At 72.1% G+C, this 25,269-nt stretch carries 23 protein-coding genes; 9 read left to right on the top strand and 14 right to left on the bottom strand.

Annotated elements, in window-relative coordinates; all coding sequences use genetic code 11:
• From FLX08_RS09660 to FLX08_RS09635, 6 genes are all read right to left on the bottom strand, one after another.
• Positions 1 to 369, bottom strand: a 369-nt coding sequence (locus tag FLX08_RS09660) for a HAMP domain-containing protein (RefSeq protein ID WP_167530341.1), incomplete at its 3' end; no start/stop codon positions are given.
• Between the two features lie 210 nt (positions 370 to 579).
• The gene (locus FLX08_RS09655) at positions 580 to 1,002 is read right to left on the bottom strand and encodes a DUF6098 family protein (protein WP_142617960.1); all 423 of its coding nucleotides are present in this window, start codon (positions 1,000 to 1,002) and stop codon (positions 580 to 582) included.
• A 192-nt stretch (positions 1,003 to 1,194) separates the two neighbouring features.
• Positions 1,195 to 2,583, bottom strand: a complete 1,389-nt coding sequence (locus FLX08_RS09650; protein ID WP_142617958.1) for a M1 family metallopeptidase — start codon at positions 2,581 to 2,583, stop codon at positions 1,195 to 1,197.
• Positions 2,584 to 2,678: 95 nt separating this feature from the next.
• Positions 2,679 to 3,407: a BPL-N domain-containing protein gene (locus FLX08_RS09645; RefSeq protein WP_142617956.1), complete on the bottom strand. Its 729-nt coding sequence runs from the start codon at positions 3,405 to 3,407 to the stop codon at positions 2,679 to 2,681.
• A gap of 13 nt (positions 3,408 to 3,420) precedes the next feature.
• Complete coding sequence (locus FLX08_RS09640) at positions 3,421 to 7,464, bottom strand: Pls/PosA family non-ribosomal peptide synthetase (RefSeq protein WP_142617954.1); 4,044 nt, start codon at positions 7,462 to 7,464, stop codon at positions 3,421 to 3,423.
• A gap of 237 nt (positions 7,465 to 7,701) precedes the next feature.
• Positions 7,702 to 8,343: a helix-turn-helix domain-containing protein gene (locus FLX08_RS09635; protein ID WP_142617952.1), complete on the bottom strand. Its 642-nt coding sequence runs from the start codon at positions 8,341 to 8,343 to the stop codon at positions 7,702 to 7,704.
• 98 nt (positions 8,344 to 8,441) lie between these two features.
• Here FLX08_RS09635 and FLX08_RS09630 point away from each other — a divergent pair, with 98 nt between their 5' ends.
• From FLX08_RS09630 to FLX08_RS09615, 4 genes are all read left to right on the top strand, one after another.
• Positions 8,442 to 9,680, top strand: a complete 1,239-nt coding sequence (locus FLX08_RS09630) for an acyl-CoA dehydrogenase family protein (RefSeq protein WP_142617949.1) — start codon at positions 8,442 to 8,444, stop codon at positions 9,678 to 9,680.
• Entirely contained in the window at positions 9,677 to 10,432 is a 756-nt protein-coding gene (locus FLX08_RS09625; RefSeq protein WP_167530328.1) for an SDR family NAD(P)-dependent oxidoreductase, read from the top strand. The genes FLX08_RS09630 and FLX08_RS09625 overlap by 4 nt, the downstream gene beginning before the upstream one ends.
• A 74-nt stretch (positions 10,433 to 10,506) precedes the next feature.
• A complete protein-coding gene (locus FLX08_RS09620; protein WP_142617945.1) occupies positions 10,507 to 11,667 on the top strand; it encodes a lactate 2-monooxygenase in 1,161 nt (386 codons plus the stop codon).
• Positions 11,668 to 11,747: 80 nt separating this feature from the next.
• Entirely contained in the window at positions 11,748 to 11,951 is a 204-nt protein-coding gene (locus tag FLX08_RS09615) for a hypothetical protein (RefSeq protein WP_142617943.1), read from the top strand.
• Between the two features lie 101 nt (positions 11,952 to 12,052).
• On the opposite strand, the gene FLX08_RS09610 is transcribed toward FLX08_RS09615, so the two are convergent.
• From FLX08_RS09610 to FLX08_RS09595, 4 genes are all read right to left on the bottom strand, one after another.
• Complete coding sequence (locus FLX08_RS09610) at positions 12,053 to 13,330, bottom strand: MFS transporter (RefSeq protein WP_142617941.1); 1,278 nt, start codon at positions 13,328 to 13,330, stop codon at positions 12,053 to 12,055.
• A 39-nt stretch (positions 13,331 to 13,369) separates the two neighbouring features.
• Positions 13,370 to 13,834 carry a MarR family winged helix-turn-helix transcriptional regulator gene (locus FLX08_RS09605; RefSeq protein ID WP_208761353.1) on the bottom strand — a complete coding sequence of 155 codons (465 nt, stop codon included), beginning with the start codon at positions 13,832 to 13,834 and terminating at the stop codon, positions 13,370 to 13,372.
• Between the two features lie 120 nt (positions 13,835 to 13,954).
• Positions 13,955 to 14,380, bottom strand: a complete 426-nt coding sequence (locus tag FLX08_RS09600; RefSeq protein WP_142617940.1) for a nuclear transport factor 2 family protein — start codon at positions 14,378 to 14,380, stop codon at positions 13,955 to 13,957.
• Between the two features lie 96 nt (positions 14,381 to 14,476).
• Positions 14,477 to 15,394 (bottom strand): AraC family transcriptional regulator, encoded by a 918-nt coding sequence (locus FLX08_RS09595; RefSeq protein WP_142617937.1) that lies wholly within the window; start codon positions 15,392 to 15,394, stop codon positions 14,477 to 14,479.
• Between the two features lie 143 nt (positions 15,395 to 15,537).
• On the opposite strand from FLX08_RS09595, the gene FLX08_RS09590 reads away from it, so the two are divergent.
• Positions 15,538 to 16,551, top strand: a complete 1,014-nt coding sequence (locus FLX08_RS09590) for an aldo/keto reductase (RefSeq protein WP_142617935.1) — start codon at positions 15,538 to 15,540, stop codon at positions 16,549 to 16,551.
• Positions 16,552 to 16,566: 15 nt separating this feature from the next.
• Here the strand turns inward: FLX08_RS09590 and FLX08_RS09585 are convergent, their stop codons facing one another.
• Entirely contained in the window at positions 16,567 to 17,592 is a 1,026-nt protein-coding gene (locus FLX08_RS09585; RefSeq protein WP_208761352.1) for a LacI family DNA-binding transcriptional regulator, read from the bottom strand.
• A gap of 398 nt (positions 17,593 to 17,990) precedes the next feature.
• On the opposite strand from FLX08_RS09585, the gene FLX08_RS09580 reads away from it, so the two are divergent.
• Positions 17,991 to 19,448, top strand: a complete 1,458-nt coding sequence (locus FLX08_RS09580; protein ID WP_142617932.1) for a GH1 family beta-glucosidase — start codon at positions 17,991 to 17,993, stop codon at positions 19,446 to 19,448.
• A gap of 129 nt (positions 19,449 to 19,577) precedes the next feature.
• Positions 19,578 to 20,393, top strand: a complete 816-nt coding sequence (locus FLX08_RS09575) for an SAM-dependent methyltransferase (RefSeq protein ID WP_341874319.1) — start codon at positions 19,578 to 19,580, stop codon at positions 20,391 to 20,393.
• A 92-nt stretch (positions 20,394 to 20,485) separates the two neighbouring features.
• Here FLX08_RS09575 and FLX08_RS09570 read toward each other — a convergent pair whose 3' ends face one another.
• Positions 20,486 to 21,670 carry a globin domain-containing protein gene (locus tag FLX08_RS09570; protein WP_142617930.1) on the bottom strand — a complete coding sequence of 395 codons (1,185 nt, stop codon included), beginning with the start codon at positions 21,668 to 21,670 and terminating at the stop codon, positions 20,486 to 20,488.
• A gap of 74 nt (positions 21,671 to 21,744) precedes the next feature.
• Positions 21,745 to 22,173: an RrF2 family transcriptional regulator gene (locus FLX08_RS09565; RefSeq protein ID WP_142617928.1), complete on the bottom strand. Its 429-nt coding sequence runs from the start codon at positions 22,171 to 22,173 to the stop codon at positions 21,745 to 21,747.
• Between the two features lie 139 nt (positions 22,174 to 22,312).
• Here FLX08_RS09565 and FLX08_RS09560 point away from each other — a divergent pair, with 139 nt between their 5' ends.
• Entirely contained in the window at positions 22,313 to 22,873 is a 561-nt protein-coding gene (locus tag FLX08_RS09560) for a cysteine hydrolase family protein (protein WP_142617926.1), read from the top strand.
• Between the two features lie 156 nt (positions 22,874 to 23,029).
• Complete coding sequence (locus FLX08_RS09555) at positions 23,030 to 23,677, top strand: protein-L-isoaspartate(D-aspartate) O-methyltransferase (protein ID WP_244312520.1); 648 nt, start codon at positions 23,030 to 23,032, stop codon at positions 23,675 to 23,677.
• Here the strand turns inward: FLX08_RS09555 and FLX08_RS09550 are convergent.
• Positions 23,665 to 25,269 (bottom strand): fatty acyl-CoA synthetase, encoded by a 1,605-nt coding sequence (locus FLX08_RS09550; RefSeq protein ID WP_142618003.1) that lies wholly within the window; start codon positions 25,267 to 25,269, stop codon positions 23,665 to 23,667. The genes FLX08_RS09555 and FLX08_RS09550 overlap by 13 nt on opposite strands.

The following is a 25,269-nucleotide window of genomic DNA, read 5'->3' as shown; positions in this document are numbered from 1 at the left end:
GACCTCGGCGATGGAGCGGACCTGGCTGGTGAGGTTGCCCGCCATCGCGTTCACCGAGTCGGTCAGGTCCTTCCAGGTGCCGGACACCGCCGGCACCTCGGCCTGGCCGCCGAGCTGCCCCTCGGTGCCCACCTCCCGCGCCACGCGCGTCACCTCGGAGGTGAACAGGGAGAGCTGGTCGACCATCCCGTTGAAGACGGTCGCGATCTCCGTCAGCAGGCCGTCTCCGTCCTCGGGAAGCCGGGTGCCGAAGTCGCCGTCCCGTACGGCGGTGAGGCCGGCCAGGAGCTGCCGCAGATCCCGTTCGGAGTCACCGCCGGTGGCGCGCGCTGATCGCGTCCGCTTCGTGGTGCCTGTCGTCTCGACCATGGTCCACCCTCGCGATCACCGTCATAACAGGAGAAAAAGCATATTAAGCACTGCGGAACGTCGGCCGCCGTGACCGCGGGCGTGGACGCGGCGGGTTCACCGCCCTGCAAGGCTATCGAGCAGGCGATCTCCGCGGAGCGCCCGCGCAGGCGACGTGTCGGTGTCGGTCACGGCTTCGGGACGCATCCGCGGGTGCGCGTTCCGCGCCGCTCAGCCGGTGGAGTCACGGCCGGCGTCGAACACCTTCTCGTAGTGCTCGCGCGCCTGCTCGACCATCGAGTCGTCGAGCCGCGCGACCGGCTCGACCCGGTCGATGAGCGGCTCGTGGTCGGGCCCGCGGCCCGCCACGCGGCCGGTCAGCACCCACGCGTGCCGTTCCTCGTCCTTCTCGGCCAGGTGCGTGTATTTGCAGATCTGACGGGCCAGCCAGTCCGGCAGGGGGAGGGTCCACCAGCGCTCGGCGTCGAGCACGGTCACCGACAGACCGGGCAGCTCCAGACCGCTCTCGTAGTCGACGCTCGGCCTGCCGGCGTCGGCGTCGGGGCCCTTGGAGTAGCGCAGGTACAGACCGGGCCGGTGCTCCACGAGCTCGGTCAGCTCGTCCAGGCTCTTGATGGTCGGCAGCCCGCTCACCTCGCCCCTCCTGTCACGCCCCCTCGCGTCCTCATGGTCACGCAGGGTGCGTAGGCGCTGTGCTCCCTCCCCATCCACCACCAGGGCAAACATCCCGTTTTGCGAGCCCAGGGCCCGGCGGCGGGGATCCCGCCAGCCGCCGGGCCGGACCGCACGGACGTAGGAGAAAAGGCCGGGCGGCAGCCGCCGGGATCAGATGCGGGGCTTGGCGGCCTGGTAGAGCCACGCGTCGAAGAAGGGGCGCAGGTTCTGCCCGCTGAGCTTCTCGGCGAGGGCGACGAAGTCGGCCGTGGTGGCCGTGCCGTGCCTGTTCTGCTGCGCCCAGGTCTTCAGCAGCGGGAAGAACACCTTGTCCCCGATCTTCGTACGCAGAGCGTGGACGGTCATCGCGCCCCGGAGATACACCGCGTCCTCGTCGAACATGTGCGCCTGGCCGGGGTCGCCGGTCTTCAGGTGCCAGAAGTGGCCGGTCTTCCGGTAGTGCCGGTCGAAGATCTCCTTGGCGGACGGCCCGCCGTGCTGCTCCTGGTAGAGCCATTCGGCGTACGTCGCGAAGCCCTCGTTGAGCCAGATGTCGCGCCAGCTCCGCACGCCGACGCTGTCGCCGAACCACTGATGCGCCAGCTCGTGCACGATCTCCAGGTCGTCGGTCGGGCCGCCGCTGTAGACGGGCCGGCCCTGCGTCTCCAGCGCGGTCACCGAGCCGTCGCCGTCGGCGATGCCGCCCGTGGAGGAGAACGGGTAGGGACCGAACAGGCCGGTCTCCCACGTGACCGCCTTCGCCGTGAAGTCGTGCAGGTCCTTCGACTCGTCCGCGAGCGACGGGTCGTAGGCGGTCACGTTGGGCATGCCGCCGACCGTGCCCTCGTCGACCACGAAGTGCCCGATCGCGAGCGTGGCGAGATAGGGCGCCATCGGCTGCTTCATCTCCCAGCGCACGGTCCGGTAGCCGTCGTCGTCCGCGCCGGCCGTGCCCGTGTGCTCGCCGTTGGCCAGCACGGCGAGATCCTCCGGCGCGGAGATCCGGAAGGAGAAGGTGGCCTTGTCCGCCGGGCTGTCGTTGGCCGGGAACCAGCTGCGCGCGCCGTCCGGCTGGGACGCCACGTACACGCCGTCCTTGGTCCTGATCCATCCCTGCTCGCCGGTCGCGTCCGAGACCGCCTTGGGGGTGCCGGCGTAGGAGACCGCGACCGTGAACGTGCTCCCCGACAGCAGGCCGTTCGGCGGGGTGATGACCAGTTCCTGACCGTCGCGGCGGTAGGACGCCTGGGCGCCGTTCACCAGCACGCCGCTGATCGGCGGTCCGGAGAAGTCGAGATCGAACCGCGACAGGTTCTGTACGGCGGTGGCGGTGATCGTCGTCGTGCCGTCCACCGCGTGGTCGTCGGGGTCGAACCGCAGGCGCAGGTCGTAGTGTCCGACGTCGTAGCCGCCGTTGCCCTGGAGGGGATAGTAGGCGTCGCCCATCCCCGCCGACCCGGGGAGGAAGGTGACCGGCTCCGCGGCGGCGGGAGCGGCGGGAGCGGCCGAAGCGGCGATCAGGGTGAGGCCCGCGGCAAGGGCGGCTAATCTACGCACCATTCCCCCATCATGGGGATTTTTACGTCAAAGCGGTAATTCATTCATATCTGTCACTTTAATAACGAATATTCTCATTCGGCACACAGGTCACGCGGTCACTCGGCCATGACCGCGTCCACGAGGTCGAGGCCGAGATCCTGCGCGTGCCGCATCGGCAGGCCGGCGTCGGTGAACCAGTCGTCGGTGGCCTCCGGATGCGGGCCGACGACGGCGACCCGGCCCGCGCCGTACGGCGTGACGAGGGCGGCGACGGCGCCGTTGGGGTAGGTGGCGAGGACGCTGGCCCTGCTGCCGGGTTCGAGCAGGAAGCAGGGGCCGTCCTGGAAGAACACGCTCCTGTCCCGGCCGCGCCACCGCACGTCGACGAGCGTGTCCTCCTCGCCTTCCACGGTCGCGCCCGGCGTGGCGATGTACTGGTCGGTGTCGCCCGGCAGCAGGGCGAACCCCGGGGTGGCTCCGGCGAGATAGCCGCCGAGGCAGAAGCCGAGATAGCGGCCGCCCCGGGCGACGAAGTCGCGGAGCGGGCCGCGATGCCGCTTGAGGTGCCGATAGCCGCGGTCGAGGTCGCCCCCGCCGGGCTGGGCGTACACGGCGGCCCCGGCCAGCGCCTCCGCCGAGAGCGGGATCTCCTCCCGGGGGCCGGTGTAGCGGACGTCGAAGCCCCAGCGGCTCCCTTCCAGCAGCCCGGCGACCGCCTCCGAGCAGCCGGGAAGCGAGGCCGGGCCCCGATAGACGAGCGCGAGCGGCCGTCCGGAGCGCGGCGGAGGGGGCTTCTCCTGGCGGAAGAGGCGGCGCAGGGCCCCGCGTACGCCGGTGGATCCCATGGGTGTTCCTCTCTCAGGCGGTGGCGGCCTGCGCCGGGATGCCTCGCCAGCTCGTGCCCGGCGTGAGCCGCTCGCCCTTCATCAGCAGCGACAGGGCGCCGAGCGACACGTCCTCGCCCACCACGGAGTCGTAGAGCACGACGGCGCGGGGGCCGACGCTCGCGCCGGGCCGCACGGTCACGGCGGACATCTTCATGACCCGGTCCTCGAAGAGGTGGGTCTGCAGGGACACCCCCGATCCGATCACGACGTCGTCGCCGATCTCCACCAGGTCGAACTCGGTCATGTAGGTGGTCGCGATGCAGGTGCGCCTGCCGATGCGGGCCCCGAACCAGCGCAGCACGGGCGGGAGGAACGGGGTGCCGGCCAGCAGCGCGACCCCGGCCGGGACCGCGGCGGCCTCGTACAGCCCGGTAACGAACTCCGTACGCCGGACGAATGTGCTCCACAACGGCTCCACCCTCGGCCGGTAGACGCCGATGAGGAGCCGCTTGAACCCGGCGCAGCAGCCGATCACCGCCAGCCCCGCCGCGCAGGCGGCGAGCGGCGAGGCGGCCACGACCGCCGGCAGGGGCAGGACGCGGGCGAGCGCGTGCACGCCCAGCAGGTAAAGGTAGAAGCCGGTGCCGAACAGCGTCGCCGGAAGGGTGGCGCGGAAGAACTCGATGCCCAGGCGGTGGAGCACCAGCCTGCGGGGCGGCCGGAACGTCTGCTCCTCGGAGAACGAGCCGCTGTCCTGCCGCACCGGAAGGTGCATCGGGGGAGAGCCGAGCCACGAGGTGCCCTCGGGCACGTCGCCGCGGGGCGGGATCGTGCTGACGCCCACCAGCGACCCCGGCCCCATCCGGGTGCCCGCCGGGATGACCGCGGCGTTGCCGACGAACGCCCGCCTGCCCACCTCGGTCGGCTGGAAGGCGACCCGGCCCCGGGCGAAGCCCGCGGCCCCCACGCTCGCCATGTCCGCGACGAAGCTCTCCTCCCGCAGGGTGAGGAGATCGGGGTCGAGCTGCGCGGCCGTGGACACCTCCGCGCGGCGGCCGACCCGCGCGCCGAGCAGCCGCAGCCACGGGGCGGTGTACAGCGTGCCGTAGAGCGAGTTGGTCGACCGCAGGCTGAACTCCAGGAGCTTGTCCACCGCCCACTTGCGTACGCCGAGCCAGGAGCGCGCCGGGTGGACGCCGACCGGCGCCTTCCGCAGGACCAGGCGCTTGCCCGCGGCCACCGCCGCGCAGACGACGGCCACGTACAGCGGGCCCGCCACCAGGACGGCGGCCGGGCCGGCCGCGACGCCCCAGGTGGCCACGGCCGCCCAGACGAGCAGGACGCTCGGCACGATCGTGGCCACCGCGACCGCCTCAAGGCAGCAGAGGCCCGCCACCGCCGCGGCCACGTGACGCGCCTTCCACCCGTCCGGGGCGGGGGCGCCCAGCATCGTCTCCACCACGGGCCCGAGCGACTCCACCGGGCTCGGCGGCGACCCCGCCCACCGCGCCCCCTCCGGCACCGTCTCGCCCTGCGTCAGCGCCGACTGGTCGCCGAGCCCGGCGTGGGCGCCGACCCGCGTGCCCGGCCCGAGCACGGCGCCGTTTCCGACGAACGCGTGCGGGCCGACCTCCACGGGGGCGACGACCACCCATCCGTCCACCACCAGCCACGCGTGCAGGGAGGAGCGATATCCGACCGACGCGCCCGCGCCGATCCGCAGCAGCGCCGGGAGGTTGACGTCGGCCGTCGCGACGGCGGCGCCGGCCCCGACCCGCGCGCCGAGCAGCCGCAGGTATGCCCCCATCATCGGGGAGCCGCTCAGCAGCGGCAGCGGGGAGACCGACAGCAGCAGTTGCAGCGCCCACAACCGCACGTAGGTGACGCCCCACAGCGGATATCGCCCGGGCCGCACGCCGGCCGTCAGCGGCCGGGCGAGCAGCACCGGCAGCAGCCAGTGCACGCAGACATACGCGGTCATCGCGGCCATCGCCAGTGAGGAGAGCAGCTCGGCGCCCTGACCGGGCAGCAGCAGCCATCCCTCGTCCGTCCTGGGCACGCCGGGGACCGGGCGCGGGTTGGTCCACCCGTACAACGTGACGGACAGCGGCAGTGTGATCACGAGCAGCAGCGCGTGGATGACCGCGCCCTGCGCGGCCCCGGCCAAGGCGATCCGGCGCCGGCCGTGCCGCAGGGGGGCCGGGCGGGGCGGGGCGGCCGGCTCCGGCGCGCCCGCACGGGAGCCCAGCTGCGCGGCGAGGCGGCGCACGGTGGGGTTGGCGTAGAGGTCGCGTACGGCGAGGCCCGCGCCGATCTCGTCGGCACGCAGCAGCGACACCACGCGCGCCGCCAGCAGGGAGTGGCCGCCGAGGCCGGTGAAGAAGTCCGCCTCGACCGACAGCGACTCGGGGGCGACGCCGAACGCCTCGGCCCACACCGCGCGCAGGCGCGTCTCCAGCTCGCCCTCGGCGGGCGTCACCGGCCCGGAGCCCACGAGGCGGCGGCCGGTCGGCGGGGGCAGCCGTCTGCGGTCCACCTTGCCGCTCGGCATGGCCGGCAGCGCGGCCACGACGTCGAGGAACGAGGGCACCATGTAGGCCGGAAGCCTGCGGCGCAGCCGGTCGTGGAGCCGCCCGGCGAGGGCCGTGTCGCCGTCGCTCGCCGCAGGCACGACGTAGGCGGCGAGCTCGCCAGTGGAGGCATCGGCGGAGGCGCCGGGCACGGGCACGGGCACGGGCACGAGGGCGGCCACGGCCTCGGCGACGCCGGGGTCCTCCAGCAGCACGTTCTCGATCTCGCCGAGGTCCACCCGATGTCCCCGGATCTTCACCTCGGAGTCGGCGCGGCCCAGATATTCGATGTCCCCGGTCGCGGTGACCCGGCCGAGGTCGCCGGTGCGATACAGGCGGCCGCCGGGGGAGGCCAGCGGATGCTCGATGAAGCGGTCGGCGGTCAGGTCGGGACGGCCGACGTAGCCGCGGGCGACGCCGGGCCCTCCGATGCAGATCTCGCCGGTCTCGCCGTCCGGCACCGGCTCGCGCCGCTCGTCCAGGAGCACCACGGAGTAGGTCGGCAGCGGCCTGCCGATGGTGACCGGCCGCCCCGGCAGGAGCTCGGCACAGGTCGCGGTGACGGTCGCCTCGGTGGGCCCGTACGTGTTGAGGATCCGGCGGCCCGGCCGGCTCCACCGCTCCACCAGGCGGGGCGGGCAGGGCTCGCCCCCGACGATCAGCGTGCGCAGGCGCGGCAGGTCGCGCGGGATCGTCGCGAGCAACGTCGGCACGCAGTAGAGCACCGTGATCTCGGTGCGGTCCAGGAAGTCCGCGAGCTCCGCGCCGAACTGGGGTAAGCCGGCCGGGCCCGCGACGAGGGCGGCCCCGGCCGACCACGTCGGCCAGATCTCCTCGATGGAGAAGTCGAAGGAGATCGTCATCCCCTGGTAGACCCGGTCGTCCGGCCGCACGCCGTACAGGCCCGGCACGACGTCGAGGAAGTTCGTGATGCTCGACTGCGCCACCTCGACGCCCTTCGGCCGGCCGCTCGACCCGGAGGTGTACATGACGTAGGCGACCGGGTCGTCGCGGGACGTGCCGTCGAGCGGGCGGGTGACCGGCGCGGCGGCGAGGCCGGCGGAGGCGTCGAGGTCGAGCACGCGGTGCCCCGGCGCGACGAGGGCGGGCGACCGGCCGGCCGCGGTGAGCACGAGGTCGGCGCCGGCGTCGTCGAGGATGTAGCCGACCCGGTCGGGCGGCGACTGCGGGTCGATCGGCACGAACGCCGCGCCCGCCTTGCCGGCCGCGAGCAGCGCCACGTAGGTGTGCACCGACCTCGGCAGCAGGATCGCGACGCGGGATCCGCAGCCGATCCCCAGGCCGCGCAGCAGGTGCGCGAGCCGGTTCGCCCGGGCGTCCAGCGCGGCGTAGGTCAGCCGCACCGGCCCGCACTCCAGCGCCGTCGCTCCGGGCGTCAGGTCGCACCGCGCCTCGAAGACGTGATGCAGCCGTCCGTGTGACCGCCTTAACGAGATCCGCGAGCCGTCCTCGGTTCGTGCTGTTCGCGATGCGTGACTCGGCATGATCACCCTTTGGCCGATCGCGTATGGCGTGAGCGGGTGCGGTCGATGCGCGCGAAGAGCGTCCGGCGCGACCCGCGGAAGGGACGCGGAATCAGGTCCGCCGCGGGATCCCCTGATGCCCGATGACACCGCCGCGCGGCGGTCGTCCTCAGTATGGGTGTGCCCCCGCTGCCACAGGGCTCCGGCAGCGGATTCCCCAGGCAGGGCAAAAGTACGGCGACGACACGCGCGCCGGTCTCAGGAGCGCTGCTCGCGTTCGGCGAGGAGGCGGGCGGTCTCGCCGGAGACCTCGCTGGCGAGGACCGCCGCGACCACGTCGATCAGATGGCTGGTGAACAGGCGGTCGTCCCGGGCCGGGGGACCGCCCGCCCGGCGGGCCAGCTCGACGTACGTCATGCGGATCGCCATGAAGCGCTGGTGCAGGCGTACGGCGGCCTCGGGCAGCAGGGGGGCGACCAGTTCCCGCCAGCGGCCGATGCTGCCGCCGCCGTCCTCGGGGAGGCTGGGCGGCACGCGGTGCACGAGCTGCTCCATGACGCGCAGGTAGTCGCGCCCGCCGTCGGGGTCGGCCAGTTTGGCGGCGGCCGGGCGCACGAGCGCGGCGGCGAGGGTGCGCAGCGCCTCGCCCGGCGGCAGCGGGCCGCGTGCCTCGTACTCGTCCAGGAGCTGGTGGCGCCGCGCCTCGATCTCCGGCCGGTGCTTGGCGAGCACCGCCTTCAGCAGCCTGGCGCGGTCGCCGAAGTGATACTGCAACGCGGTGGAGTTGCGCTGCCCGGCGGCGGCGTTGATCTCGCGCAGCGAGACCGCGTCGATGCCGCGCTCGGCGAACAGGCGCTCGGCGGCGTCCACGAGCCTCCGGACCGTGGTCTCCGCCGGCATCGTGCCTCCCTTGTCGCTCGTACGGCCGAAGGATACGGTATTTCAGGCGATCGCATTATTTCGTGACCCAGCCGCATTATCGTGCCCGAGGGAGGATCATGGCCATCGACTTCACGCTCGCCCCCGAGCACGAGGAGATACGCGCGCGGGTGCGGACGTTCGTCCAGGAGACGGTGATCCCGGCGGTCAAGCCGTTCGAGGACTCCGCGGAGAAGGCGCTCATCCGGGACGAATACCTGCGCACGATCTTCGACCTGCGCCGCAGGGCCAAGGAGGAGGGGCTCTGGCTGCCGCACATGCCCACGGAGTGGGGCGGCATGGGCCTCGGCCACGTCGAGCTGGCCATGGTGCAGGCCGAGGCGGCCAAGACCCGGCTCGGGCCGTGGGTGCTCAACTGCGCGGCCCCCGACGAGGGCAACATGCACACGCTGCTCCACTGGGGCACCGACGAGCAGAAGGAGCGCTACCTGCGGCCGCTGCTCGACGGCGTGAAGATGTCGTGCTTCGCGATGACCGAGCCCGAGGTGGCCGGCTCCGATCCCACGCTCATCCGTACGAACGCCGTGAAGGACGGCGACGAGTGGGTGATCAACGGGCACAAGTGGTTCATCTCCAACGCCCGCAGGGCGAGCTTCGCCATCCTCATCGCCAAGACGGAGTTCGACCTGCCGGAGGGCGCGCGGGGCGCCAACACCGCCTTCCTCGTGGACCTGCCGGCCGACGGCTGGAACGACGTACGCGAGATCGAGACCATGCACGGCTCGACCGGCCACAGCGAGATCGTCATCACCGACCTGCGCGTGCCGGACTCCGCCGTGCTCGGCGGGCGGGGCAACGGCCACCGGCTGGGCCAGTATCGCCTCGGCCCGGCTCGGCTGGCGCACTGCATGCGCTGGATATCGCAGGCGGAGATTGCCCTCGACATGATGGTGGGCCGGGCGCTCGACAGGTTCAGCCACGGATCGCTGCTCGCCGACAAGCAGGGCGTGCAGTGGATGATCGCCGACTCGGCCATGGAGCTCTACCAGTGCAAGCTCATGGTCCTGCACGCCGCCTCGAAGATCGACAAGGGTGAGGACTTCCGCACGGAGGTCTCGATGGCCAAGCACTTCGTGGCGAACAGCCTCAACCGGATCGTCGACCGGGCGATCCAGGTGCACGGCGCCCTCGGCTACTCGACCGACACCCCTCTGGCGCACATGTTCCAGCACGCCCGATGGGCGCGGTTCGCCGACGGCGCCGACGAGATCCACCAGATGCGCATCGCCGAACGCACCATCGACGCCTATCGGGCCACCGGCACGACCAGGGCCGCAATGGGAGGGCTTCCGCTGTGAACACCGACGACATCTCCGGCAAGGTCGCGCTCGTCACCGGGGGCGCGGGCGGCATCGGCGCGGGCGTGGCCCGCCGCCTCGCGGCGTACGGCGCGCACGTGGTGCTGGCCGACGTCGACGCCGAGGCCGGGGCGCGCACCGCCGAGGAGATCGGCGCCGCGTTCGTGCGGACCGACGTGTCGCGGCTGGAGGACAACCAGGCCGCGGTGGCGCTCGCGGTCGAGCGGCACGGCGGGCTCGACCTCGCCTTCCTCAACGCGGGCGTCGCCTCGGGCTGCGGCCTCGGCAAGGACTTCGACCTCGACCGCTACCGGCGGGTGATGGGGATCAACCTCGACGGCGTCGTCTTCGGCGTGCACGCGGCGCTGCCGGCGATGCGGCCTGGGGGTGTGATCGTGGCGACCGCCAGCATGGCGGGGATCGTGGGCATTCCGCAGGACCCCGTCTATGCGGCCAACAAGCACGCGGTCGTCGGGCTCGTCCGCTCGCTCGGCCCGCAGCTGGAGCCCCTCGGCATCCGGGTGCAGGGGCTGTGCCCGTCGTTCGCGGACACCGGGATCCTGAGCGGCGACATCAAGGAGCTGCTGGACGACCTGAAGTTCCCGATCCTCGACGTCGAGACGGTCGTCGACGCGTTCTTCGCGCTGCTGGCGAGCGAGGGCACCGGCGAGTGCTGGTTCGTCGTGCCGGGCCGGGAGAGCCAGCCCTTCCTCTTCCGCCGCGCCCCCGGCCCCCGGGGTGAGACGGTATGACCAGGGTTGTCGGTTTTTGGGTGGTGATTCGGTAGCGTGCCGCTGTCGATGCGGGCGGCGGAACGAGGGCGACGATGACCACGTGGGCGGACTTCCAGTACGAGATCTACCTCAACGGCATGACCGGTGCCGTGCCCCGGCTGCCGACCGACCTGACCCGGCTGGAGGAGATGGCCGAGCGGCGGCTCGGGCCCGGCCCGTTCGGCTATGTCGCCGGCAGCGCGGGCAGCGGCCGCACGGAGCGCGCCAACCGCGAGGCGCTCGACCGCTGGCGGATCGTGCCGCGGATGCTCCGCGACGTGCGTGAACGCGACCTGTCGGTGACCGTGCTGGGCAGGCGGCTGCCCGCGCCGCTGGCGCTCGCGCCGATCGGCGTGCTGTCGATCATGCATCCGGAGGCCGAGCGGGCCGCCGCCCGCGCCGCCGCCGCGACCGGTGTGCCCTTCGTCCTGTCGTCGGCCTCCAGCACGCCGATGGAGGACGTGGCGGCGGCCATGGGCGACGGCGAGCGGTGGTTCCAGCTCTACTGGGGCAAGGACCGCGAGGTCACCCTCAGCTTCCTCGCCCGGGCCAGGGCGGCGGGCTTCACCGTGCTGGTCGTCACCCTCGACACGCCGCTGCTGGCCTGGCGGCCCCGCGATCTCGACCAGGCCTACCTGCCGTTCCTGCGCGGCGTCGGCACCGCCAACTACTTCACCGACCCGGCGTTCCAGGCCGGGCTCGCCCGGCCGGTGCACGAGGACCCGAACGCCGCCGTCCTGCACTTCGTGGGGATGTTCGGCGACCCGGGCAAGACGTGGCCGGACCTCGCGCTGCTGCGTGAGCACTGGGACGGCCCGATCGTGCTGAAGGGCGTCCTGCACCCCGACGACGCCCGTCTCGCGGCCGACGCGGGCATGGACGGCGTGGTCGTCTCCAACCACGGGGGACGCCAGGTCAACGGCTCGATCGGGGCGGCCGACGCCCTGCCTGCGGTCGCCGACGCCGTGGCCGACCGGCTCACCGTGCTGTTCGACGGCGGCGTCCGCACCGGCGACGACGTCGTCAAGGCGCTCGCCCTCGGCGCCAGGACCGTGCTGCTCGGCCGCCCGTACGCGTACGGGCTGGGTCTGGACGGGCAGGCGGGAGTGGAGCACGTGATCCGCTGCGTGCTGGCGGAGACCGACCTCACGCTGGCCCTGTCCGGCTGCCCTGGGGCCGCCGCGCTCACCCCCGACCTGCTCACGCGGATCTGAATCCGCTGCCCGGCATGACGGCGTCATGGCGGGCAGGGGCCTGATGAGGCACTCGGAGCCGCTCGCGGCCGAGAGGTGGTGTGGCCCGTGGCCGGCCGGGACGAGCGCGGGGACGACGACAGGGCCGCCCCTCGTCGGCGGTCGTCATCCGCCGCCGCGAGGTCGAGACCCAGGCCGCGACCGGCGACATCGTGCGGCAGGCGGACAAGGCGCAGTATGCGACGGGATCATGCCTCGACGCCGCCTACCGGCACAGGACCGTGCGGCTGTCGGACCGTGGGTAACCACAAACGGGCAGGCCAAACCATTCCCGCATTCGAAGCAAAGCCTCGGGCAAGCCGTACGCACGGAGCCGGGGGCCGCCGCGCCCGCGCCGCCGGGCGGGTCAGGTGGCCGAGCCGAGGTCCTCGGCGAGCGCCGCCTCCTCCAGCTCCTCCCGCCGCGCGGCGGCCGGTGCGGCGGCGGCCATCTCGGCCGCCTGGGCGCGCTCGGCCTCGCCGAGCTCCCGGTGCGCGGTGGCGAGGACGACCACACTGAGGAGCACGGCCGCGGCCCCCATGTAGAACGGCGCGTGCTGGCTGTCGAAGTGCTCGGCGAGCTTGCCCGCGACGAAGGGCGCGAGGCCGCCGCCGATGAAGCGGATGAACCCGTACGACGCGGAGGCGATGGGCCGCTCCACGGGCGAGATGGTCATGACCGCCTGGGTGGTGACCGTGTTGTTGACGCCGATGAAGATTCCGGCGACGATCACGCCGCAGATCACGACGACCCGGTTGCCGGTGAACAGCGCGATCACCAGGATGTCGAGGCTGAACAGGATGAGGTTGGCGTACAGCGTGCGGGCGATGCCGAAGCGGGCCTGCAGCCGCGGGGCGGCGAAGACCGAGAAGACCGCGACGAGGATTCCCCAGCCGGTGAAGACGAGGCCGAGCTGGTGCTCGTTCAGCTCCATCGGATAGGGGGCGTAGCCCAGCAGGGTGAAGAAGCCCCAGTTGTAGCAGAGCGCGGTCAGGCCCAGGACGAGCAGTCCGCGGTGGCGCAGCGCCTTGATCGGGGCCGCGACGCTCGTCTTCTTCGCCGGCGTGGGCGTGGGCCGCACCAGGGTGACGGTGGCGATCAGCGCGATCGCCATCAGGACCGCGACGCCGTAGAACGGGCCGCGCCAGCTGATGCCGCCGAGCACGCCGCCCAGCAGGGGCCCGACCGCGATGCCGACGCCGAGCGCGGTCTCGTACAGGATGATCGCCCCGGCGAAGCCGCCGCTGCTCGACGCGACGATGACGGCGAGCGAGGTGGCGATGAACAGCGCGTTGCCGAGGCCCCAGCCGGCTCGGAAGCCGACGATGCCGCCGATGCTGCCGGACGTCCCGGCGAGGGCGGCGAACACCACGATCAGGGCGAGGCCCACGATGAGGGTGCGCTTGGCGCCGATGCGGCTGGAGACCCACCCGGTGACCAGCATCGCCACGGCGGTGACGACCAGATAGCTCGTGAACAGCAGCGACACCTGGCTGGGCGTGGCGTGCAGCTTCACGCTGAGGGCGGGCAGGATCGGGTCCACCAGCCCGATCCCCATGAAGGAGATCACGCAGGCGAAGGCGACGGCCCAGACCGCCTTCGGCTGCTTGAAGGGGTTGGAGACGGGGGCATGAGCAGAGCTCACCGGACCTCCTGGGAAATAGCGAGGGGAGCGCCCTGATCCCTACTCGTCGGCCGTGGTCTCAAGCAGGCGCCGGAGCAGGGGGAGGAACTCGCCGGCGACCCGCGTCAGCTCGCGCAGCTCGCCGGGAGACAGCGTGCCGAGCATCTCGGCGAGCCGCTCTCTGCGCCGGCGGCGCCGCTCGGCCAGCAGCGCCCGGCCGGCGTCGGTGACGCTGACCCGCACCGCGCGGCCGTCGAGGTCGTCGGCCGCCCTGCACACCAGGCCCTCACGCTCAAGGCGCTGCACGAGCTGGGTCATCGACGGCTGAGTGACGGACTGGCGCGCGGCCAGGACGCTCAGCCGCTCCGGGCCGTTGCGGTCCAGGTACGACAGGGTCATGGTCGCCGTGAGGCTGAGGTCGCTCTGCGTGGACAGCCGCCGTATGGCGAGCACCGCGAGGTCGTCCAGGACGGCCGCGACCGCCTGAGAGTCCTCGGGGGTATCGGCGCTCGGGGTGTCGGACACAGGAGTTCCTCCGGACGGAAGCGATTTACATAGGTAGCTTATACAACCGTCCCAGGTGCACCGCACCGGCCCCCCGTCCGGGGTTCGCGGGCCGCGTGAGCCGCGGCCCGCGGGGGCCGGTCAGCCGCGTGTGGCGGGCGGCCAGCCGTGGCCCCAGCCGCCCTGGGCCATCGTCTGGAACGCCCACCCTTCCTCGGTGCGCACCAGCAGGTCGCCGTAGTGCATGCTCTCCCGGCGGCCCTCGATCGTCATCGTCGCCGTGGTCTCCACGAACACGAGGTTGGGGCTGAGGAAGTGCGGCGTCCGCACCGACTCCACGCCGAGCCCCGCCGTCCCGCCGCCCATGGCCTCCCGCATGGCCTCGACGTACTCCTCGCGCGTCCACTGCCGCACGGCCGCGAAGCCGCCCGGCACGTCGGTGGCCAGGTTCATCGGGAATACCGCGAGGTCGGCCAGCCGCTCGATCGCCCCCTGCTCGGCGAGCGCGTCGTACTCGGCGAACCAGTCCTCGACGCTCTTCAGTTCCTCGTCGCTCGGCTCGTACACGAAATACGCCCCTTTCTGTCGTACGGCGTACCGTACAACATACGGAAGCACGATAGGGGAGCACGTGCGCGGGAGCGTGAGGCGGCGACGGTCCGATCAGGCCGGCTCGTCCATCAGCTCCGGCAGCCTCGGGACGTCCTGCGCCATGGCGCTCAGCCGCGCGGCGTCCCGGCCGGGAGAGGCCCCGAACACCTTGCGATACTCCCGGCTGAACTGCGACGCGCTTTCGTAACCGACGAAATAGCCGATCTCCGCCACGTTCCCCGAGCGCGTCATGAGCAGGGTGCGGGCCGCCTGGAGACGGATCTGCTTCTGGAACTGGACCGGCGTCATCGACGTCGCCGCGCGGAAGTGCCGGTGGAAGGACGACGCGCTCATGCCGCAGAGCGACGCAAGGTCCGTGACGGAGAACTGCTCCCGGTAGTGCTCGCGGATCCAGCGGATTCCCCGGGAGATGTGCGCGAGGTTGCCGTCGACGAGGCCGATCTGCCGCACGAGCGCACCCTGGTCGCCGTTGATGAGCCACCAGAGGATCTCGCGGCGATATCCGGGCGTGAGCACGCGCAGGTCGTCGGGCCGGTCCGCGATGCGCAGCAGACGCACGACGGGGTCCAGCAGCTCCGGTGAGGCGTCGCTCACCGCCATGCCGGTGAACGCCGGGGGCCTGCCGGCCGCGCCCGCCTCCAGCAGGAGCGGCGCGATGTCCGCCGGGCGCAAAGACATGCTGAAGACGACGAACGGCCTGTCCGGGGCGGCCTCCAGGGCCTGGCCGATCACCGGGAGGTCCACCGACACGACGAGATACTGCCCGGCGCGGTAGTCGTACGGGACCCCGTTGAGCACCGTGCGTTTGAGGCCCTGCGCGACGATCGCGAGCGACGGCGAGGAGAACGTGGCGACCGGCGATGTGGGCCGGTCGAGGGACGCGACGGTCACGCCGTCCGCGATCCCCCGCTGCAGGCCGCCGGGGGCGAGGCGCGTGATCAGCCGCCGCATCTCGTCAAGGAGGTCCATGCGCGCCAGTCAACCACTCGGACCGGCACACGAGATTGACAGGATGGTGCACGGCGGCGCCAGGATCGGGCTCACGGCGCGGCGGGCCGGCTTGGTGGGATGAACAGGTCAGCAGCCCTGCGAATCCGGAAGGCACACACGACATGGAACGCAGAACGCTCGGCGCCACCGGGATGTCCGTCAGCGAGCTCTCCCTCGGCGCGATGATGTTCGGCAGCATGGGAAACCGCGACCACGACGACGCGGTCCGCGTCATCCACCGCGCACTCGACGCCGGGATCAACGTCATCGACACCGCCGACGTCTACTCCCAGGGAGAATGCGAGGAGATCGTCGCAAAGGCGATCAAGGGCCGCCGCGACGACCTCGTCATCGCCACGAAGTTCGGGCTGCCGATGGGGGAGGACCCCAACCGGCGGGGCGGTTCCCGTCGGTGGATCTTCCGCGCCGTCGAGGACAGCCTGCGCCGCCTGGACGTCGATCACATCGACCTCTACCAGATGCACCGGCCCGACCACGAGACGGACGTCGGCGAGACGCTGTCGGCCCTGACCGACCTTGTCCGCGCCGGGAAGATCCGGGCGTTCGGCTCCTCTATGTTCCCCGCGGAGCTGGTCGTGGAGGCGCAGTGGGCAGCGCAGCGCACGGGGACCCACCGGTTCCTGACCGAGCAGTCCATGTACTCCGTGTTCACCCGCAGGCCGGAGGGCGCGGTGTTCCCCACCGCCCAGCGCCACGGGCTCGGCGTCCTCACCTTCAGCCCCCTCAACGGCGGCTGGCTCTCCGGCCGGGCCGACCTCACGACCGGCCACCGGGCCTCGTCGCGTCCCTCGCACTACGACCCGGCGACGCCGGCCGGCAGGCTCAAGACCGCCGCGCTCGCCGAACTCGCCGCCCTCGCCGAGGAGGCCGGGATGACGCTGCCGCAGCTCGCGATCGCCTTCGCCCGCGCGCACCCGGCCGTCACGTCCGTGCTGATCGGGCCGCGCACCGCCGGCCAGCTCGACGGGCTCCTGCCCGGCGCCGACGTGGACCTGACCGACGACATCCTCGACCGCATCGACGCCATCGTGCCGCCGGGAACGGACCTCAACCCCGAGGACAACTACGCGGCCACGCCGCCCGCGCTGCAGGACCCCCGGCTTCGCCGCCGGTGAGCTCGCGGGCCGTCGTCAGAGCGGGGGCGTGCTGGAGCCGCGGACGACGAGCGTCGTCGGCAGGATCCGGGGAGGCGGGGTGTCCGCGCCGTTGATCATGGAGACCACCGCCTCCGCGGCGGCCGTGCCGAACCCGGCCTTGTCCTGGGCCACGGTCGTCAGGCTCGGCGGCACGAGCGCGGCCACCTCGATGTCGTCGAACCCGACCAGGGCGATGTCCTCGGGCACCTTCAGGCCGGCCTCGCCGATCGCGCGCAGCGCGCCGACGGCCATCTCGTCGCCCGCGACGAACACGGCGTCGGGCCGCTCGTCCGCCTCAAGCAGGCGGCGCATCGCGGCGTGGCCGCCCGACAGGTAGAAGTCGCCCTCCACGACGAAGCCGGGCCGCTGCGGCAGCCCCAGCCGGGACAGTTCCTCCCGGTAGCCCCGCAGCCGCTCGGCGCCCGGCCGCGTGTGCGCCGGGCCGGTGATCGTGGCGATGGCCCGCCGCCCCCGCTCGTGCAGGTGCTGTACGGCCAGGCGGGCGCCGCCCGCGTTGTCCGACGTCACATAGGTGGCGCGGGACCCCTCCACGGGACGGTCGAGGCTGACGCAGGGGATGCCCGATTCGGACAGCTGCCGCAGCGAGGGATCCCAGGTGCCGCTGTCGATCATCACGACGCCGTCGAGGTTGTGCCTGCGCACGGCGCGCACGTAGGCGTCCTCCGTCCGCTCCCCGCCCATGTCGCCGCTGGTGGCGAGCATGAGAAGGTGATATCCGCGCCCGCTGAGCGCCGTTTTCAGGCCGATGAGGATTTCCTGGAAGAAAGGATGCCGCCAGCCGGGCCGGCGGTGGTCGGTGTCCCACACCAGGCCCACCATGAAGGATTTCTTGGTGGCCAGGGTGCGGGCGGACTCGTTGGGCAGATAGCCGATTTGGCGGGCCGTCCGCAGCACCTGCTCCCTGGTCTTCGCGTTCACCACCTCGGGGTTGTTGAACGCGCGGGAGACGGTCGCCGGAGACACGCCGCACAGGCGCGCCAGCTCTCTGATCGTTGCCACGGACCAAACGCTATCGCATCTCGCTGTAACCGGTTTCATGCAACCGGTTTCCTCAAGATAGGCAACCGCAGGTGAGCGCGTCAACCAGTAATCGGAATTTCCTCTCGTCACGTTTTCGTGACTTGACACCCTCCCCTCCTCTTATGTTCTGATGGCTGGCATCGGCTGGCTTTTTCGTTGCCACGGGTCCGGCCGCTTTCGCGTCTCGCAGCCGCTTCCCTATCTCCTGCGAGGGAGTTCAGGTGTCCGCTGCGGAACTCCGTCTGCCCGCGTATGTGCCCGCCGTACGGCTCGGCGGGTCCCGCGGCCTTCGGGGGAACGGTCCATTCGCCCGCACGGCAGACCGCCGTGTCCGGGCTGTTCACCGAAGCGGGCACGGAACCTGGAGCGAACAGGGAATGACGGCGACCGACGAACGCCTCGCCATGCCGCGGACCTTTCCCGCCGGCTTCGTGTGGGGCACGGCCACCGCGGCGTACCAGATAGAGGGGGCCGTCGACACCGACGGCCGGGGGCCTTCGATTTGGGACACCTTCTGCCGGGTGCCCGGCACGGTGGCACGGGGCGAGTCGGGTGAGTTCGCCTGCGACCACTATCACCGCTGGCAAGAGGATGTCGATCTCATGAAAGACCTGGGGGCGGGGGCCTACCGATTCTCCGTTGCCTGGCCGCGGGTGCTGCCCGACGGCCGGGGACCGGTGAACCGGCGAGGGCTCGACTTCTACCGGCGGCTCGTCGACGCCCTGCGCGAGGGCGGGATCGAGCCGTATGTGACCCTCTACCACTGGGACCTGCCGCAGGCGCTGGAAGACCGCGGGGGCTGGCGGGTCCGCGACACCGCCGAACGCTTCGCCGACTACGCCGAGGTGATGTACGACGCGCTCGGCGGCTCGGTCTCGAACTGGATCACGCTCAACGAGCCCTACTGCTCGTCCATCGTCGGCTACGGCGAGGGCCGGCACGCGCCGGGCGCCAAGGAGGGCCACGGCGCGCTGGCCGCGGCCCACCACCTGCTGCTCGGCCACGGCCTGGCCGTCGCGCGCCTGCGGGAGATGGCCCGGCCCGGTCAGCAGATCGGGGTGACGCTCAACATGTCGCCGACCGTCCCTGTGACGTCCTCGCCGCAGGACATGCAGGCCGCGCGGCGGATGGACCTGCTGGTCAACCGGCAGTTCACCGAGCCGCTGTTCGGCGGGGCCTACGCCGCCGACATGGCGGAGACGTTCGGCCGGATCACCGACTTCTCCTTCCGGCAGGACGGCGACCTGGACGTCATCGGCACGCCGGTGGACTTCCTCGGCGTGAACTACTACTACCGGCTGCACGTGGAGGCCGCGCCGTACGCGGAGGCCGACCCGGCCAAGCGCTCGGCGTTCGACCTGGGCGTGCGGACCGTCACGCCGGAGGAGGCGCGCACCAGCGGGCTCGGCTGGGTGGTGGAGCCCGAAGGGCTGTACGAGACGCTCGTCGGGCTGACCTCCCGCTATCCGGACCTGCCGCCCGTCTACATCACGGAGAACGGGTACGGCGACGACGGCGCGATCGAGGACAGCGGGCGCATCGACTACCTGCGCGACCACCTGACCGCGACCCGCGACGCGATGGAGGCCGGCGCGGACGTGCGGGGCTACTTCTGCTGGTCGCTGATGGACAACTTCGAGTGGGCCCGGGGCTACTCCGCCAGGTTCGGCCTCGTGCACGTGGACTACGACACCCAGGTGCGCACGCCCAAGGCCAGCTTCCACTGGATGCGCGACTTCATCGCCGACCCGGTCGCCACCGGTCCCGTCACGACGAGCCCGGTCGACATCCTGGTCGCCGGCACGCCTGGGGGTGAGCGCCCGGCGGGGGACTGAGGGGGCCCGCCGTGCTGTGGGAGTTGACCGGCCCCGTCCGGGCGCGTGCCGGTCAACTCCCCTTTTGACGCGCCTAATCCCGACTTATCGGATACGTTTGATCAACGTACGAGCGCATCAGGGGCAGGGATGAACATGGAGCAGGGCCCGCCGGGCATCGACGTGACGGTCCCCAGCGTCGCCCGGATCTACGACTATCTCCTGGGCGGCAAGGACAACTTCGCGGTGGACCGGGCGGCGGCCGAGAAGCTCATCGAGCTCACCCCGAACGCCCGCGAAGGCGTGCGGACCAACCGGCGCTTCATCCGCCGGGCCGTGACCCTCATGGCCCGCGAGGGCATCCACCAGTTCCTCGACATCGGCGCCGGGCTGCCGACGCAGGAGAACGTCCACCAGGTCGCGCTCCGCGAAGCCCCCGACGCGCGGGTGGTCTACGTCGACAACGACCCGATCGTGCTCGCCCACGGCCGGGCCCTGCTGGCGGACAACGACCAGACGATCGTCGTGGACGGCGACCTGCGCGAGCCCGAGGCCATCCTCGACGACCCCCGGATCAACGAGCACATCGACTTCGGCAAGCCGGTGGGCCTGCTCATGGTGGCCGTGCTGCACTTCGTTCCCGGCAACGAGGACGCCGAGCGCATCGTCGCCACGCTGCGCGACCGGCTCGCCCTCGGCAGCGCGATGGCGATCAGTCACCTGTCGTACGGGGACCTCGACGAGGAGAAGATCCGCGAGGGACGTGAGCTGTACAAGAACACCTCCGCCGGGGCGGTCACCCCGCGGACCCACGCCGAACTGCTGCGGTTCTTCGACGGGTTCGACCTGGTGGAGCCGGGTCTGGTCCTGACCGAGGAGTGGCGGCCCGAGCCCGACGAGCCGAGGCTGCCGAGGATCCCGGGCGTGGACGGCTACGTCGGCGTCGGCCTGTTGCGCGCCCGATAGGGCGCGCTGCCAGGGCCCGATAGGGCGCGCTGCCAGGGCCCGATAAGAGAGCCGGTGTGAGGGCCCGCCGCCGCCGGTGGCGGGCCGTCGGGTCACGCGGCCGCGATCCACAGGTCGGGGCCGAACACCTCGTAGTGGATGCCGGAGGCGGGCACGCCCCGCTCCACGAGCTGCGCGCGTACGGCCCGCATGAACGGCAGCGGCCCGCACAGGCAGGCCACGACGTCCCCGGGCAGGTCGACCTCCGACAGGTCGGCCAGCCCCGTCGCGACCGCCGGGTCGCCCGCGTGGCCGGCCGGCAGCTCCTCGTACCACCGGTGAAGGGTGGCGCCGGGCAGGGCCGCGACCAGGTCGGCGAGCTCCTCGCGGTGGACGTGCGCGTCCGGCGAGCGGTCGGCGTGCACGACCAGCACCCGCCGCTCCGACCCCGTGGCGGCCAGGTGGTCGAGCATCGCCAGGATGGGCGTGACCCCGATCCCCGCCGAGGCGAGCAGCAGCGGGCCGTCGCCCTCGGGCAGGGTCAGGTCGCCGAAGGGCGCGGAGACCGAGAGCACGTCACCGGCCCGGACGTGTCCGTGCAGCCAGGAGGAGACCTCGCCCTCGGGCGTGCCCTCGCCGCGCACCCGCTTGACCGTGATCCGCCAGTCGCCGCGCTCCGGGGCGCTCGACAGGCTGTACTGCCGGATCTGCCGCGCCCCGTCGGGCAGCGTGACCTGGACGCTGACGTACTGACCGGGACGGAAGGACATGGGCAGGTCGGGGCGCAGGACGAAGGAGGCCACGTCGGCCGTCTCGTCGCGCCGCTCGACCACCGTGGCCCGTGTCCAGCCCCGGCCCGCCTCGCGGTAGAGGCCGCGCTCCAGGCCGATCAGCGTCTCGGCCATGAGCCAGTAGACCTCGTCCCACGCCCGGGCGACCTCGGGCGTCACGGCGTCGCCCAGCACCTCGGCGATCGCGCCGAACAGGTACTTGTGCACCACGGCGTACTGCTCCTCGGTGACGCCGAGGGAGGCGTGCTTGTTGGCGATCCTGGACAGCATCGTGCGGGGCGGTTCCCCGGAACGCTCCACCAGCGCGGACGCGAACGCGGCGATCGAGCCCGCCAGTGCCACGCGCTGCTCGCCGTTGGCCTGGTTGCCGCGGTTGAACAGGTCGCGCAGCAGTTCGGGGTTGTCGGCGAACATCGTGTCGTAGAAACGGGCGGTGATGTCCTGGATCGCGCCCGCGATCACGGGCAGGGTGGCGCGGACGGTCGCGGCCGACTCCGGGGAGAGCATGACATCCTCCAAATTGGTATGACAGATGCAAATTTAACGCCATGAACCTGCGTGTTCTTTTTTGTTGACGCAGGTCAGGAGAGGCTGAGCAGCACCGGCCTCGACGTGGAGGAGGCCAGCTGATCCACCGTGATGGGATCGAGGGAGGCGTAGAAGGCCTGCTGCGCCGCACGCAGCGCCCCGCGCAGGCTACAGGCGGCCCGCAGCGGACAGGGGACATCCCCCTCGCAGGTCACGACCTCCTCCTCTCCCTCCAGCTCGCGGACCAGCCAGCCGATCGAGGCCGTGTGGCCGAACTCGGTCAGCTCCAGGCCGCCCCCGCGTCCCCGGCGGGCCTCCACGACGCCGAGGTGCTGCAGGCGGGCGATGGCCTTGGCGGTGTGGTTGTAGGGGATGTCCATCGCGTCTGCCACCTGGCGGGTGGTGAGCGACGCCCCCGGTTCCAGGACCGCCAGGCGCATGGTCACGCGCAGGGCCAGGTCCGTGAACTTCGTCAACCTCACGCCTCTGACGCTAGCAAATCGGCATGTAGCACTCCAATTTGGGGTGCTTCGTGTTTGGGGTACTTCGCGCGTGGGCTGAATGTCGGTGGCCCGTTCTAGGGTGAGATGCACGAGGTACGCGACGAGAACGGGAACCCCCATGACCACTCTTGCCGATCGCCCGAACACCGCGCTGCTGGTCATCGACGTGCAGAGCGGGGTGGTGGCGGGCGCGCCCAACCGCGACACGGTGATCGCGAACATCGACACCTTGATCGGCAAGGCGCGCGCGGAGGACGTGCCGGTGATCTGGGTGCAGCACTCCGACGACCACGATCTCCAGCGGGGCAGCGAGAGCTGGCAGTACGTGCCCGAGCTGGTCCGCCGCGACGAGGAGCCGCTCGTCCACAAGAGGTACGGCGACTCGTTCGAGGACACCGGCCTGGAGGCGCTGCTCGCCGAGCGCGGGGTGGGCGGTCTCGTCGTCACGGGCGCCCAGACCGACGCGTGCATCCGCTCCACCCTCCACGGGGCGTTCGTCCGGGGATACGACGTGACGCTGGTCGGAGACGCGCACACCACCGAGGACCTCACCGCCTACGGCGCGCCGTCCCCCGAGCAGGTGATCGCGCACACGAACCTCTACTGGCAGTGGCAGAGCGCCCCCGGCCGCCACGGGAAGACGGTCGCCACGGCCGAGGTGACCTTCGCCGCCGGCTGAGCCCTCCGCGTCCGGGCTCGGATTCCGCACGCGAATTCAGGGTGCGAATTCAGGGCGCGGATTCCGGGCGCGGATTCCGGGCGCGGCCGAGGGGGCATCACCGGGGATGAGCGGGCCGCCGGGGGAGGGTGCGGCTCATCGCCGAACGTGAGCGTGGTGGACGTGACCGCAGCCGCCTGTCCCGAAGACCTCGTCCGGGCCGTCCGGGCGGTGGGCGTGCGCGACGAGCGCCTGCTCCAGGCCGTGCGGTCGACGCCGAGAGCGGGTTTCGTCCCCCCGGAGCACGCCGCCCACGCGTACGAGGACGTGCCGATCCCCATCGCGCACGGGCAGGTGACCACCCAGCCGTCGCTGTCGGCCACGATGATCGAGGGACTCGGGCTCACCGGCCGTGAGCACGTGCTGGAGGTCGGCACCGGTCTCGGCTACCAGACCGCGCTGCTCGCGCGCATGGCCGCCGACGTGGTCAGCGTCGAGTTGTGGCCCGACCTCGTGCGCGGCGCGCGCCGCAACCTCGCCCGGCAGGGCATCCGCAACGCGGAGGTGCTCGTCGGCGACGGCAGCAGGGGGGTGCCCGAGCACGCCCCCTACGACGCCGTCATCGTCTCGGCCGCCTTTCCCACGGTCCCCACGCCGCTGGTCGAGCAGTTGCGGCTCGGCGGACGCCTGGTGCAGCCCATCGGCACGGGCGGCCGGGAGGAGGTCGTGCTGTTCGAGCGCACGGTCATCGGTCTCGAACCGCTGCGGGTCCTCACGCTGGCCCGCTTCGTCCGCCTCCACGGCCGCCACGGCTACCCCTCCTGACCGCCCGGGGGCCGCAGGCCGGGGATGCGGTCGGCGAGGGCGGCGTGGCGGTCCCTGAGCTCACGCTTGAGGATCTTGCCGCTCGGGTTCTTCGGCAGCGCGTCCACGAACGCGACGGCCTTGGGCACCTTGAACGCGGCCAGCCGTGCCCGCACGTGGGCCCGCAGCTCCTCCTCGCTGACGGTCATGCCCGGCTTGGTCACCACGATCGCGACGACCGCCTCGATCCAGCTCGGGTGGCGGACCCCGACGACGGCCACCTCCGCGACCGCCGGGTGCTCGTAGACGACCTCCTCGACCTCGCGGCTGGCGACGTTCTCCCCGCCGGTCTTGATCATGTCCTTGATCCGGTCGACGACCGTGAGATAGCCCTCCTCGTCCATCACCCCGAGGTCGCCCGAGTGGAACCAGCCACCGCGGAACGCCTCTGCGGTCTTCTCGGGGTCGTCCAGGTAGCCGAGGATCGCGTGCGGGCTGCGGTGCACGATCTCCCCGATCTCCCCGGGCGGGACGTCATTGCCGTCGGCGTCCACGACCCGCGTCTCGACGTTCAGCGCGGCCTGGCCGGCCGAGCCCGCCTTGCGGATCTGGTCCTCCGGCTGGAGCATCACCGCGACCGGCGCCATCTCGGTCTGGCCGTAGAAGTTCCACAGGCGCACGTCCGGCAGTCGCTCGCCGATCTCCCGCAGCACCTCGACCGGCATGATCGCGGCGCCGTAGTAGCCCTTGCGCAGTGAGGACAGATCGCGCCGGTCGAAGTCCGGGTGGCGCAGCAGCGAGATCCACACCGTGGGCGGCGCGAAGAACTTGGTCACGCCGTGGCGCTCGATCGCCTCCAGCACGGCCGCCGGGTCGGCCCCGGGCAGGATGTGGCCGGACGCGCCGAGCTGGATGTCCGGCACCAGGAAGCAGTGCTGCTGGGCGCAGTGGAACAGCGGCATCGCGTGCAGTTCGACGTCGTCGCGGGTCATCCCGCCGTCGATGACGCAGCTCGCATACTGGGCGATCAGCGCGGCGTGGGACAGCACGGCGCCCTTCGGGCGCGACTCCGTGCCCGAGGTGTAGAGGATCTGCGCGGGGTCGTCGGGCCCGATCGGCACGACCGGCTCGGCCACGTCTTCGGCGAGCAGCGCGTCGAACGGCTCCCAGCCCTCCTCGGGCGCCGTGCCGAACACCATGCGCAGCCGCAGCCCGTCGGCCTGCTTGGCCGCGTCCCGCGCGACCGAGAGCAGCGCGTCCTGCGCGATCAGCGCGACCGCGCCCGAGTGGGACAGCACGTAGGCGATCTCGTCGGCGCCGAGCATGAAGTTGACCGGCACGAGGACGGCCCCGGCGCGGGCCACGCCGAAGATGGTCCGCACGTAGTCCACGCTGTTGCGCGACAGCACCGCCACGCGGTCGCCGGGACGCACGCCCCGGGCGATCAGTGCGCCCGCCACCCGCGTCACGTCCTCGTCGAGCTCCGCGTACGTGCGCACCTGCGCGGCGTCCGCGACGGCCAGCCGGGCGGGCTGCCGCCGGGCGGAGCGCCGGAGCAGGTCCGCGAGCGACTGACGGCGGGCGAGGGCGACATCCGGCGAGGCGGGGGACAT

The organism is Microbispora hainanensis (assembly GCF_006874475.1).
GTDB lineage: Bacteria > Actinomycetota > Actinomycetes > Streptosporangiales > Streptosporangiaceae > Microbispora > Microbispora hainanensis.
This window is presented reverse-complemented; position numbering and strand designations above follow the sequence as displayed.

What these genes read in the sequence shown, in the direction of transcription:
- FLX08_RS09560 (WP_142617926.1), top strand. Translation starts at nt 22,313, where the DNA reads ATGACCACTCTTGCCGATCGCCCGAACACCGCGCTGCTGGTCATCGAC.
- FLX08_RS09590 (WP_142617935.1), top strand. Translation starts at nt 15,538, where the DNA reads ATGGAACGCAGAACGCTCGGCGCCACCGGGATGTCCGTCAGCGAGCTC.
- FLX08_RS09635 (WP_142617952.1), bottom strand. Translation starts at nt 8,343, where the DNA reads ATGCCGGCGGAGACCACGGTCCGGAGGCTCGTGGACGCCGCCGAGCGC.
- FLX08_RS09595 (WP_142617937.1), bottom strand. Translation starts at nt 15,394, where the DNA reads ATGGACCTCCTTGACGAGATGCGGCGGCTGATCACGCGCCTCGCCCCC.
- FLX08_RS09580 (WP_142617932.1), top strand. Translation starts at nt 17,991, where the DNA reads ATGACGGCGACCGACGAACGCCTCGCCATGCCGCGGACCTTTCCCGCC.
- FLX08_RS09575 (WP_341874319.1), top strand. Translation starts at nt 19,578, where the DNA reads ATGAACATGGAGCAGGGCCCGCCGGGCATCGACGTGACGGTCCCCAGC.
- FLX08_RS09645 (WP_142617956.1), bottom strand. Translation starts at nt 3,407, where the DNA reads ATGGGATCCACCGGCGTACGCGGGGCCCTGCGCCGCCTCTTCCGCCAG.
- FLX08_RS09640 (WP_142617954.1), bottom strand. Translation starts at nt 7,464, where the DNA reads ATGCCGAGTCACGCATCGCGAACAGCACGAACCGAGGACGGCTCGCGG.
- FLX08_RS09550 (WP_142618003.1), bottom strand. Translation starts at nt 25,269, where the DNA reads ATGTCCCCCGCCTCGCCGGATGTCGCCCTCGCCCGCCGTCAGTCGCTC.
- FLX08_RS09650 (WP_142617958.1), bottom strand. Translation starts at nt 2,583, where the DNA reads ATGGTGCGTAGATTAGCCGCCCTTGCCGCGGGCCTCACCCTGATCGCC.
- FLX08_RS09570 (WP_142617930.1), bottom strand. Translation starts at nt 21,670, where the DNA reads ATGCTCTCCCCGGAGTCGGCCGCGACCGTCCGCGCCACCCTGCCCGTG.
- FLX08_RS09630 (WP_142617949.1), top strand. Translation starts at nt 8,442, where the DNA reads ATGGCCATCGACTTCACGCTCGCCCCCGAGCACGAGGAGATACGCGCG.
- FLX08_RS09620 (WP_142617945.1), top strand. Translation starts at nt 10,507, where the DNA reads ATGACCACGTGGGCGGACTTCCAGTACGAGATCTACCTCAACGGCATG.